Origin of the sequence: Smaragdicoccus niigatensis DSM 44881 = NBRC 103563, assembly GCF_000380645.1 — a bacterium.
Taxonomy (GTDB): Bacteria; Actinomycetota; Actinomycetes; order Mycobacteriales; family Mycobacteriaceae; genus Smaragdicoccus; species Smaragdicoccus niigatensis.
In genome coordinates, this window is sequence record NZ_AQXZ01000019.1 from 47,246 (window position 1) to 60,444 (window position 13,199).

A 13,199-nucleotide genomic window follows, 5' to 3' on the forward strand; every position below is an offset into this window, starting at 1 on the left:
TGTCTGTCGCGGTTCAGGATGGATCGGGCTGGGGGTCGGTACTCGTCAGGAGACGCGCACGGTGACGTGCTCCTCGACGAAGTCGACGAGTTCGCCCAGAGTGAGTTCGCGGGTTTCGGGCGGCATCGTGCCGAGACGGGCGTACAGCTCGTCCAGCGGCATCACGCCGTACTTTCGGACGAGGCGCGTACACAGCACGACCAGATCGAGCGACTTCATGTTCAAATCGCGAAGAAGGCGGGTGTCGCCGCTGAGATCGGTATCGAACTCCCAGTCCCCCTTCATATCCTCGATGGTCGTCAGGATGGTCCGGAGAATCTCTCCATGTGGTTCAGACATCACTCTCTCCTCGATAACGCAGCATTTGACATGACAATGGGGTCGGGGCTCGCCGCACAGGCAAGGGCCAACGACTCGGCGCGGGCTAGCAGGTCATCCGTGGCCGCCGCGCCCGGACAAACGACGGCAGCCCAGGTCGATCCGCAGCTGGCGAGCCAGACTTGCGGGTCGTCTCGCCACCCAGAGCTCCGGTAGACGCCGACACCGGCGTCGGTCAGTTCGACGTCCGCCGGGGTGATTCGGCCATCCACGACGGTCCGAAGGAACCTCGCGATCGCTTCCTTGGAGAGATGTTCGCGCACGAGCGCGGGCATGCTGCTCACGGAGAGGCCGCTGCGCGAGCGCTCGGCTCGGGTCCGGATGCGCGACGCCCACACCCGTCGGATCAATCCCGTCTCGTCCTCGAGAGCAACGTCGAGCACGAAATGCAATACATGCGGTGCGGGCGCGAGCCCCACGCTCTCCGGATCGACGGCCCGCGCCAGATCGGGTAGCGCGGTCGGCCGCACGATCGGATCGGCGACGAGCGGCAGATGGAATCGCCGATCGACCTGACCCAGCAGTCGGAACCGCACATTGCCGTCGCGATCTCGAACCTCGGCGTCGCCCTCGATGACGAACGTGCCGGCGTTCCGGACCGCGACGACGCACTCCAACTGCTCCCCCGCGGCGGCCGGTGCCCCGAACAGTTCGATCGCCTTGATCGATCTCGGAAACACCAGGTACCCCTCGGCGAGGTGTTCGACCGTCCACACTCCGAACAACTGCCCGGCTGCGTCGAGGACAACGGGGTCGGCGAGCGTCGGGAACGGCTGCCCACCGGCGTGCAGCGGGAATCGCTCCGCCCCACTCAAACCCGCGGTCAGCCCGTGGTCACTGAGCTGCCGGATCTCGGCAATCCCCCGCCACGTGGGTCCGTGATACATGACGTCCCGGTACAGGTCTTCCGACGTGAATCCGGGCATGGCGGGCGCCTTCGACTCCCACGGCGTCGGCCGCGCCGGATACGTCGGTGCCATCGTCACGGCCGCTTCGACGGCCGTGGACGCGACGGTTCCGTCGAGTACCGCGATCGCGCAGTCGATTCGACCTTGGGCCGAGTCGGTGACCTGCGCGCGAATCTCGACCGTCCGCGATCCGTCTCCGAATTCGATCCACCGTCGAGCCGCCACGTTGTCGAACCGCGTCACCACACGCCCGGGCTGCAACGCCGCCGCCGCCTGCGCCATGAGTTCCAGACTGAGCGTCAACGGCATGATCGGCAGCGCACGCAAAGTGTTGTCCCGCGTCGACACTTCACGCCCGATGGTGTGGTCCGCGAGCCACTCGGCGTGGTCGGGGTCGATGGTCAGCCGAGCGATCGCTGTCGTGCCGGGTACGAACTCCACCCACGACCCCAGCACCGGATGATCTTGAGAGTTCGCTTCCGACGGAGGTCCCTCGCCTACGTCGGAAGCCAACTCAAAAGGGCTACCACCACCTTGCGCAAGAGCGAGGTCGGCAATCTGTTGGAGCGTGCGGCATCCGGTCAACTTCTCCATGTCGAGGGCCTGCACTGCGGGCCGGCGCTTGCGGAGGGTCCCCAAGATCTCGACGCGCTTGATCGAGTCGATACCCAAGTCGGCCTCAAGATCGGCGGACAGGTCGATCACCTCAGCCGGGTACCCGGTGCGATCGCTGACGATCTCGCGCAAGATTCGGTCGATGTCACCGGTTTCGGTCGGCTGCGGCGGCGGTGCCGACACCACCGCGACGGGTTCGATTCGCGGCGCCGGAGTCGCTGGCACCACGTCCGGCTCGACTGTCGGCGCCGCGACCGGCGCGGGCGACGGCAGAGCCGCCGCGACGACCGGAGCCGGCATACCGTTCCGCGCCCGAGGGCGTGCGGCCGGACGCGGGGACGCGACGCCGGTCGGCGGACTGCCGAGGAACGCCAGGAGCACGTTCTCCTGCACGGACAGGAAGTGGTCCATTGTCTCGAGGTAGCGATGGGCCACCGCAGCGACATCGGATTGCAGCGGCGGCGCGTCGTACGACGTCGAAGCCGCGGGGACCGGCGACGAATCCGGACCGATGGCGGAGGCGCCGTTCGTGGCGGCCTTCGCGAGGGGTGGAGGTGCCGACGCGGTGAGGTTTAGGGATGGCGGTGACATCGTGTTGCCCTTCTTGAACGTGCCGAGACTCATGGCCGCAAAGCCGGTTTTGAGGGTCACCTCGGTGGGGCTCTTCACCCGGGGCGCGGTGGAGCGCACCCGATCCGAGGTGAGGGCGGTAACGCCTACGTCCACGCCCTGTGCGAACAGCAGCCCGATCGCGTGATTGATCTGGGTGGTGTCGCTCGAATGCTCGAGGTTGGTGGCGACGGCCACGATGGGACGACCACGCAGGACGTCCTCGGTGAAGGACATCAGGTGGTTTCCCGCGCCGACCTCGACGAAGATGCGGAATCCGTCGTCGTACATCCGCTCGACCATCCGCCGGAACTCGACCGGCTCGGACCACTGGGCAGCTAGCAGATCCCCGATCGACGTGGTGTCGTCGACGACGTCGGCCGTGGCGCACGAATACGCGGTCACGGCCGGTGGCGCGAACTTCCATCCCGCCAGCGCCTGCTGGAGTCTGTCAGTGTGCCGCTGGAACCACGGCGTGTGATAGGGACGATCGAACCTCAGCACTTCGGTGATGATCGCCTGGCTCCGCGCTGCAGCCAGAAGCCTCTCGCGGTCCTCCGCGGCGACCGCGATGACGGTCTGGAATGGACAGTTGTCCATCGCGACGAATCCGTCGACCTCGGCCAGCAGAATCTCGGCGGCCTCCCGATCCGCCCCGAGCGCGATCAGCGCCACGGGGGCGATGTCGGTGTCGGCCGCGGATGCTTCCTCCGCGCGGACGAGAGCTTGCGCGAGTTCGGTGAAGCCGGTGGTGCCCAGCTCCCGGAACACGCCCGCGGCCCGCAACGCGGCGCACTCGCCACTGCTGTGCCCCGCGACCGCATCAGGTTCGACACCGAGCGAGCCCAAAACGCGGACCATCGCCTCGGCCGTGGACAGCACGCCGGATACGGCACCACCCATGGTCCAGCTGTACTCGGCCGTGGCCGCCTTCTCGGTCTCCGTGAGTCCTGGTGCCGGGTGGAGCAAATGGCTCGGCGCCACGCCCCCGACGTCGGCCCGGATCGCATTCGCTTCCTCGAACGCACCCCGCGCCTCCGGGAAATGCAGAACGAGCTCGGACATCATTCCCGGGTATTGCGATCCCTCGCCGGGGAACAGGAAGGCAACCTTGCCCTGCTTCGCAAGCGGAGACGAGGCGTAGTAGATGCCCGCACCGTCACGAATTCGGCTTCGCGAAGCGTCGCGGAGGCGCTGCGCCGCCCGCTCGAGCTTGGCACGCAAGTCGGCGCGCGACGTCGCAACAACGGCGAGGCGTTCGGTTTCATCGGCGTGTATCTGCGCGGCGAGCCGGTGGGCAATTGCGATCAGCGGCTCGTCTACGTCACCCTCGAGCTCGCGCGCCAGATCTTCGGCGCGCGTGGCAAGGTCGGCGCGCGAGCGCGCGGCGAGTACGCACAGTTCAGTGGGCCAATCGGGCAGGAACTGCTGGACCGGCCACGATCTGCTGTTGCTGACCGCTCGCGTCGGGACGTATTCCTCAAGCACGAGATGGCCGTTGATGCCGCCGAATCCGAATGAACTCACGGCGGCACGACGCGGCAGCGACGAATCGGCCGTCCAGGCTCGCGTCTCGGAGTTGAGATAGAACGGCGATTCGGCGAGCCCGAGCTTCGGATTGGGGTTCTCGCAGTGCAGGGACGGCGGCAGTACTCGATGGTGCAGCGCCAATGCGGTCTTGATCAGTCCGGCCGCGCCGGCCGCCGGCATCGCGTGACCGATCATCGACTTCACCGAGCCGACGGCAACCGTCGGCACCTCGCCGCGCCGACCGCCGAACACCTCACGCATCGACTGCATTTCGACGACGTCGCCGACCGGAGTGCCGGTGCCGTGTGCCTCGATGAGGCCTATCGTCTGAGGATCGACTCCAGCGTCCGCATACGCCTTGTGCATCGCGAGTACTTGTCCCTCACGGCGCGGCGCCATGAGTCCGTTACTGCGACCGTCGCTCGCGATCCCGACACCGCGGACCACCGCGTAGATCCGGTCGTCGTCCCGCTCCGCGTCCGCCAGCCGTTTGAGCACCACGAAGGCGACGCCCTCGCTCAGCAGCGTGCCGTCCGCGTCCTTGTCAAACGGACGAATATGCTCAGTCTTGGACAACGCGCCCATCTGGCCGAACACACCGAGGATGGGCATCGACGTCCAGATTTGCGAGCCGCCCGCGAGGGCCAGGTCGCAATCGCCGCTACGCAGCTCCCGCGTCGCAGCCTTGACCGCCAGCAGGGACGACGCACACGCGGCGTCCACGGTGTAGTTCGGACCCATCAGGTCGAGGCGATTGGCAATGCGGCCCGTGATCATGTTCGGGGTCAAGGCCGGGGCGGTGTCAGCCCCGAACGGAGGCAGCGAATCCTTGAGCTGCGTGCGGATCTCCTCGAGTTCCGCGTCGGACATTTCCGGTTGAAGTTGTTTGATGACCTGCAAGGTCTGCGTGACGATGAGCGTGTGTTGGACCGCGTTCACGCTCCCCGAGTTCGGGTACAGGCCGCGGCCCAGCACCACCGCGGTGCGATGCCGAATCTCTGGCGGCGCATCGAGATACCCGGCATCAGCGAGAGCGTCACGCGCAAGCCGCAGCGCCAGCCACTGATCGGGCTCGCCGCCGACGTCATGCGGCGGAACACCGAACGGCAGCGGATCGAATGTCGCGAGGTCGGCGATGTAGCCGCCACGCTTGGCCGATACCCGATCGGTCGCAGTCGATCCGTGGGCGTAGTAGACGTCCGGGTCCCACGCACTTGGCGGCGGGTCGGTGACGCAATCGACGCCGTTGAGGATGTTCCGCCAGAATTCGCCGACGTCACGTGACCCGGGGTAAAGGCAGGCCATCCCGATGATCGCGATCGAGCTCGCGGTGTTGTTGTCGCTCATGACTGACCCCAGACCGAGGACTTCTTGGTGACTGCGACATCCCCCGCCGCGTTCGCTTGCGCGAGCCGGTTCAGCGCTTTGCTTCCGGCGGACGCGAAGTCGTCGAGCCGGGCCAGTAGATGTCCTCTGTTTGTATAGAACCAGAAATTGGCATGGCTGATCGGCGATTGCACGTCCGGAAGAATTCGCATCTCACAGCGGACCTGAGGGCCCCAATCACCCACGTCGAACACGGTCAGGCGCCGTACCGCGGACGGCAGGAGTGTCACGTCCCAGTGGATCCGGCCCCAGATCAATTGGAGCTGGAAAGCCGCGTCGATCAGGACTGGATCGAGAACCCAGGGCGCTGTCCCGGCACGGAATTCGTCGGGGTTCGAGGGCGAGATCAACGCGGAACCGCCGGTGGGACACAACGCGACCAGAGTGTCGATCGCCTGGAAGGCCGGCCCGTGGAACAGCCACTGGTCGTAGGCGGTCGCCGCATCGATCGTCGGTGGGCTCAAACACGGACCGAGCAGGGGCAAGGGACCTGCGGTGTCGATCTCGGTGTCCCCGAACTCGACCGTGGCGGAATAGCTGTCACGTGTGTTGCCCGGCTGGCGAATCGTCACCGCCGCCGAAGGCCCCCGCGACTCGGGCCGCACGTCGACGACCAGTGGCACCGAACCGTCGTCAACGTGGATGCCCTGGAACACCCGGATGTCCCGAATTGCCGTCATCCCACGGTGCGGTGAGGCAACCTGTGCCGCCCCGGCCATGAGTTCCATGGCGAAGGCAAACGGCAGCACGGGGCGTCCGTCGAGGCAGTGGTCGTCGAGGTACGGGTCGTCGAGTCGCGAGAAGGCCGTCGACAGCGACATCGACCCGTCCGAGCGACGGTCGACCGCTGCGCCCTCGACCAGCCGGGATGCCTGCGCGTCGAATCGCTCGGGCTCGGTGAGGTCGAATGCGCCGATCACGACCTCGGCAGGACCGTCGGGCGCCATGATCTCGTCGACGAACGCCGCCACGCCTTCGTCCGGAGAAATGAGCCCGACCCCGCGTTCGGCGAATTGCCGTTCCACTTCGGCCGACACCATGCCTGCACCACCCCAGGGACCCCAGTTGAAGGCCACGACGCGGGCCGGCCAGCGCTTACTCAACTCACCCGCGACCTTGTTCATCGCCTCGTTGGCTGCGGCGTAGTCGACCTGGCCGCGGTTGCCTTCTCGGGCCGTTACCGAGCTGAACAGGGCCAACAGCCGCAACTCCGCAAGGTCGAGGTTCGACCGCAGCACCTCGAGCGGCGTGAGTTTCGTGGCCAGTACCCGATCGAAGGACGCGGCCGACTTGTCGGTGATGAGGCGATCCTCGATGACGCCGGCGCCGTGGATCACGCCGTCGATTCGCCCGTACTGTCGGCGAACGTCCGCAACGCACTGTGCAAACTCTGCGCGGTTGGTCAGGTCGCACGACAGGTAGACGGCGTGTGCACCACGCTGCGCAACTCGTTCGAGCGTGCGGTCGATCTCGCGCTGCCCGATCAGACGTGAGCATTCGCGCTCGATGTCCTTCGGCGTGCACGAGAGCCCGCGACGGCGCAGATCCTGGAGCAATCGCGCCTTGAGCTCCCGGGAATCCTCGACGTTCTGGGTGAGGGCGCTCTCCGGCGTCTGCCGGGCCGGGATACGGCCAACGAGGACGAAGGTCGCCGGCACCTCTTGTGCGAGCGCGACGACGCATTCGGCCGTGATGCCACGCGCTCCGCCGGTGACCAACACGATGGAGTCACCCGACAGCGGACACCCTTGCGATTCGGTCACCGAGGCCGGCCGAAGCTCTACTCGCCGCCGCTCGCCATCCAGGCCATAGGCGATTTCCCGATCGGGTCCGGCAGTGAAGAGTTCGGCGAACACCTGTCGTGCCGCAATGGCGGGGTCTGCGGTCGCGAGATCAACGGCGCGAACTCGCACTCGAGGCCACTCCTGAGACAAGCTCTTCAAGAAGCCGGGCAACCAGTAGTTCGAACGCGAGGTGTTCGCGGCAGTGTCACCGAAGCCGAAGGAACCATCGATTGCCGTGACTCCGACAATCGCGGCTCCCCCGCGCTCAGCGGACTGGTCGAGGTCCGCGGCAAGCAGCTTGACCAGCCAGAACATCGTCGACGAGCCGGCACCGAGGCTCGGCGCAACGGCTCGATCGAAGGCATCGAGGTGCACGAGTGCCGCGATGCGTCCCTTCTGCGCACGGATGCCCGTCACGACTCGGCTCACGTCGTCCCGGGAACTATCGAGGGGCAGTGTCAAGGGCTGGTGGTTCGAACCGCCGGAGAGGGCGACTCGGGAGACCTGCCGTCCGGTGCGGACCAGCATTCGCTCGATCTCGTCCGCGAGCGATCCGCCACCGATGAGGAGGATGACGCCGTCACTACCGAACCCGGCGTCAACGGCCGCGGGGCCGGCGCCGACGGGCGTCGGCACGTACCTGCGCACGCCAGGTGTCCGCGACACAGGTTCGGCCGGGGTAGCGGAGGGCGTCAAGTCACCCGGATGGCCGCCGGACGATATGACACCCCGAATGACGGCCGCGTGAGTGTCCAGGAAGTGATCCATCACGTCCTGGAAGTGCATGACCACGTCCGCGCGCTCAGCCGAATCGATGCCAACGGACTCGCGTGACGAAGCGATCCCGGCGGCCGGAGCAACGGCGGTTTCGGGCAGGGCGGTTTCGGGCCCAGCGGTTTCGGGCGCGGCGGTCATCGGCTCAGGTGATTTCGGTTCGTCAGCGAATCGCACCGGAATCGGCAGATTGCGCGGCTGGTCGACGGCCCGCGCGGGCTTCGCCCGACTTCCATTGACCAGCCACGTCGTCGCGGAGTAGTCGGGAGTCGCACCGGCGAGGTCCGCCACGTCGACCTTGACGACATTGCGGCCGTCGTACAGCCGCAGCACGTCGACCCGCGCACCCTCGGCGAGAAGGGCGCCGATCCCGTTGAGGAACGACCACAGGCCCGGCTTGCCCGATGCGGCGAGCGGCATAGCGGCATGCGGCCGGTCACCAAGAATGCTGCCCACCAAACCCGTGAGCACCTGCCCTGGGCCGACCTCGACGAACAGCCGAGCGCCCGCCTCGTACATCGCATCAACCTGTTCGACGAACCGAACCGGGCTCGTCAGGTGACTCGCCAACTGCTCGCGGATCGCCTCGGGTGAGGAACCGTACTCCCGTGCGGTCGTATTCGAAAAGACGCTCGACTGCGGCGAGCGGAATTCGGTCCGCTGCATGTAGGACAGAAATTTGTCCGCCGCCGGCGCGACAATTGGTGAGTGGAAGGCACACGCGACGGGCAGTCGGCGAGCGCGGAGTCCTTGCCCGGCGCACCAGTCGATGGCGGCAGCCACGGCCGCCTCCGGGCCCGAGACGACGACTTGGTTCGGCGCGTTGATGTTCGCCACCGACACTGCCGGGACTGCTGAGAGGAGACTATTGACGTCACTCATCGACGCAAACACCGCGGCCATGGAGCCGCTATCGCCACCCGCGGAAGCCTCGGCCATGAGCCGACCCCGCGCCTCAGACAGACGCAGCAGATCTCGTTTGGTCAGCACGCCCGCGTAATGCAACGCGGTGAACTCACCGTAGCTATGTCCGGCAGCCAAGTCCGCGCTGACGCCTAAGCGCCGCAGGAGCGCGACCAGGGCGACCTCGACGGCGCCGAGTGCGGGCTGCGCGACGTTCGTGGCGGTCAGCGCCGCGGACTGCGCTGTGCGTTCATCGTCGCTGAATGCCGGCGGTGGGTAGATAAAGGAACTCAGCGGCAGTTTGAGCGCCGTACCGAGGACATCGTTGGCCTGTTGGAGTTCGCGGTGAACGTCCGGGAAAAGGACCGCGAGATCGCGGGCCATATTGACGAATTGGGACCCCTGACCAGGAAACACGAAGGCTGTCCGACCATTCACTGCCAGCGGCGCGGCGCTGAAATGAATTCCGTTCGGCAGATGGAAGCGGTCACCCGCGCTGCGAAGCTGGGCCGCTGCCGTTCGCAACGCAGTGCGCAGATCATCGAGGCCGTTCGCGACGATGCTCAGGGTCGCCGGTCCCACTTGGGTACGTGAGTTGACCGAGTACGACAGATCCGCGAGCGGCACGGACTGCTCGCCCTCCAACTGACGCGAGAACTCCTCGACCCGATCGATCAGCTCCGCACGGGTCGCCGCCCGCAGCACGAACAATTCGGTGTTCCAGGCCGTGACCGCAGGGGTCGTGCGCTCCTGGTACTCCCCGCGGTACTCCTCCACGACGACGTGGAAATTCGTTCCGCCGAATCCGAATCCGCTGACACCGGCGCGGCGGGGTGCGGAACTGTCGGACTGCAGCCAGGGACGAGTCGCGGCGCTGACGTAGAACGGACTGCCGTCGGCACGCACCATGGCGTTGGGTGAGACAACACCGATCGTTGCGGGTAATACCTTGTGGTACAGGGCTTTCGAGAGCTTGATGAGCCCGGCGACGCCCGCGGTCGCCTTGGTGTGACCGATCATCGACTTGACCGAGCCGACGGCTACCGATTGTGGATCGGCCCCCGATTCGGTGAAGACCTGCATGAGCGAGGTCAATTCACTGCGGTCGCCGGCGGCCGTGCCGGTGCCATGCGCCTCGATCAGGCCGACGGTCGCCGGCGGGAAGCCCGCATTCGCGTAGGCCCGTCGAAGTGCACGCATCTGTCCTTCCGGGCGTGGTGCGGTCAGCCCGCGTGCCCGACCGTCGCTCGAGCCGCCCACTCCCCGGATGACGCCGTAGATCCGATCACCATCTCGCTCCGCGTCTTCCAGACGCTTGAGCACCAAGGACGCGAATCCCTCACTGATCGCGATCCCGTCGGCGCCGGAGTCGAACGGGCGCGAGCGTCCGTTCGGCGAGAGCGCCTGGGTCTTGCTGAAGCACAGGTATCCGAACGGCGACTGAATCGCGTCGACGCCGCCGACCACGACGGTGTCGCTCGTCCGCGCCTCCAAATCGCGAACCGCCAGGTAAACAGCCGCGAGCGACGACGCGCACGCGGCATCGACGGTGTAGTTGACGCCGCCGAAATCGAACCGGTTGGCAATGCGACCAGCGGCGACGTTCATCAACAAGCCGGCGAACGAGTCTTCGGTCCACTCCGGCAGAACGCCATCGAGCCGGTCCGCCAACTCGTCGGCCTGAGCGCCGAAGAGTCGTGGGAGGTTCGACCGCACGAGGTAGCCGTTGCCGAGGTCGCCTACGCCACCACCGGCGCCGAGTATCACCGACGTACGTTCGCGGTTGAACGGGCGCGTCCGATAACCGGCGTCGGCGAGCGCGTCCCGCACCATCAACAGAGCGAGGAGTTGGAAAGGTTCGATCGATCGCAGCGAGGCGGGCGGCATTCCGAATTCGAGCGGATCGAACGGCACGTCCTCGATGAACCCGCCCCACTTGGAGTAGATCCGGTCTCGGACAGTTTTGTCGGCGTTGAAGTAGTCGTCGACCCTCCAGCGGTCGGCCGGTATCTCGCCGACCGCGTCGACCTCGTTGAGGATGTTCCGCCAGAAGGCATCGAGCGTGCTCGCCCCGGGAACGATCGACGACATCCCGACGATCGCCACGGCGCACGGGTTCGGTGCCTTGACCTCCACGTCCCGTACCCGACCGAAGGCCTCGAGTCGGTTAACGGCACCGCTACTGATCTGCTCATGCAGCTCGGCGATGGTGCACGTCTTCTCGCGCAGCGCGGCCACCTGGCCGATCATGTACATGCCCTGGTCCCAGCGTTCGACCTCGGAAAGCTCGGCGAACTTGGGGGCAGACGGATCGGTTCCGTATCCGGGGTGTCGAGTCAAGCCTTTGGACGCGATGCGCAGCCGGCCGATGTTGAGGACTTCGAGCTCGTCCTTGATCTCGGCCGTCGAGGCACCGGAGCGCTCGAGCCGTTGCTTCTCGGCGATGAATGTCTCGGCGAACGGCGACGGAAGACACCTCGTCACGTAGCCGGGCGCCGACTCGAGTTCGATCGTCGCGTCCGCGCCCAACGCCGCGGATTGGTAGTCGGCACCGATCGCGCCGAACGCCACCGCTTCCGCGGTGAAAAGGTAGGCCGTACCGCACAGGACGCCAATGGCAACGCCGCGCTTGACCAGCGGCGCCGCGATCGCGGCGACCATCGCGGCCGAACCCCCGTCGTGTACACCACCGGCGAACAGGACACGCAGACCATCGATCCGCGGGTGCGCGTCAAGGTAGGCCACGAGTTCGGTCACCGCCGTGTTCCACAACACGAAGCTGCTGCGCGGCCCGATGTGTCCCCCGCATTCGCGGCCTTCGAGCACGAACTTGCGCACGCCATCGTCGAGGAACATCTTCAGCAGTCCCGGCGACGGCACGTGCATGTACGTCGCGATGCCCTCGCTCTCCAGCAGGTTGGCCTGGTCGGCGCGACCACCCGCGATGAGTGCGAACGGCGGCTTGAATCGCCGGATCAGATCGAACTGTTCCTGCCGCAGCGCCGGCGGTACGAATCCGAGGATGCCGACGCCCCACGGACGGTCGCCGATAAGTTGCGCCGTTTCGCGCAACAGCGGATCGATCTCGTCGCCGCGCATGAGGGCAAGCGCAAGGAACGGGAGCCCACCGGCTTCAGCGACGCTCTTGGCGAACCGCGCAGTATCGCTGACTCGGGTCATCGGGCCCTGCACGATCGGATAGCGCGTGCCGTTCGCTGTGCCCAGCGCCGACTGCGTTCCCATCGCAGCTTGTTCGCAGGCGAGCGCGACCTGCTCCCGGGCGGCCGTTGTCAGGGCCTCGATGATTCCACCGACGGTGCAAAAGCGTTCCGCAAGATCGGCCGCAAAGGCCGCATCCTGGCCGATCGCCCACAACGGGTCGTCGGCGACCCGGGTTTGCGCAATCACGTGCTCTCGCCACTGTCCCGCGGTGCCAACGTCGGTGCCCAGCGTCCGGACCCGCGCGGCGGCCGCGGAGTCCTGACGCGAGTAGCAGCGAAATCGAGTGCCAGCGGCGCTGATGGCCTCGGTTTCGCTGCCGTCCGTTGCGGCCAAACGGCGACGAACCGTTTCGGCCGGTCGAGCTTCGCGGGCCAGGAGGAGCTGAGTGTCCAGCACGATGCCCGCCGCGCCGGCGACCATGGCCGCGGCCGCAGTGTGTAGCCCGATTCCGCCCTGCAGCCAGACCGGGGTATCGATGTGGTGCACGATCTGCTGCGCGAGAGTGAACGTCGTCTCCGAACCGACCCAACCCGCCGCTTCGTTTCCCTTCGCGATGATTCCGTCGACGTCGGCGCCGGCACAGCGCAGCGCTTCCGCGAGGCTGGTGACCACCGCCAGCGCCCGGTGACCGGCCGACTTGACCGTCTGCACGGACTCAGCGAGCGTCTCGGCGTCCGCGAACATCGACGTGAGCAGGACCGCGTCGAGTCGCCGAAGTGGCAGAGACAGGACGGTCGCTAGCAAGTCGCTGTCGACTGCGTCGATCAACACACCGAATTTCCCGCCGGCGTGCTCGTCGAGCCGCGTGAGCGAATCGACAGCGTCCTCGTGCGTCGTAGCGAATTCGAGGTTCAACACCCCGAGAGCGCCGGCCCTCGTCGCCGCGATGGCAATCGATGGATCACAGCACGAAGCCGGAGTCAGAGCGATGGCCAGAAGAGCCTGATCGAAAGGACTCACGACAACCACCTTTGGTCGATGTGACATCCGTCATACTTGTATTGGTTGAAAGATCAAGTCAATAGATTTCGGAATATTTAAAACCTACCGGTTGGTTTAATCAGCGCTGCGCCGGCAATTATTCGGATGA

The 13,199-nt window shown here is 66.4% G+C and carries 3 protein-coding genes; all 3 read right to left on the reverse strand.

The window, feature by feature from the left end; all coding sequences use genetic code 11:
* Positions 1 to 45: 45 nt before the first annotated feature.
* From F600_RS0121410 to F600_RS30760, 3 genes are read right to left on the reverse strand one after another with little or no spacing between them, the layout of a single operon-like run.
* Positions 46 to 339: a hypothetical protein gene (locus tag F600_RS0121410; protein ID WP_018162708.1), complete on the reverse strand. Its 294-nt coding sequence runs from the start codon at positions 337 to 339 to the stop codon at positions 46 to 48.
* Positions 339 to 5,387: a type I polyketide synthase gene (locus tag F600_RS30755; protein WP_018162709.1), complete on the reverse strand. Its 5,049-nt coding sequence runs from the start codon at positions 5,385 to 5,387 to the stop codon at positions 339 to 341. The genes F600_RS0121410 and F600_RS30755 overlap by 1 nt, the downstream gene beginning before the upstream one ends.
* The gene (locus F600_RS30760; protein ID WP_162141461.1) at positions 5,384 to 13,069 is read right to left on the reverse strand and encodes a type I polyketide synthase; all 7,686 of its coding nucleotides are present in this window, start codon (positions 13,067 to 13,069) and stop codon (positions 5,384 to 5,386) included. The genes F600_RS30755 and F600_RS30760 overlap by 4 nt, the downstream gene beginning before the upstream one ends.
* Positions 13,070 to 13,199: the final 130 nt, after the last annotated feature.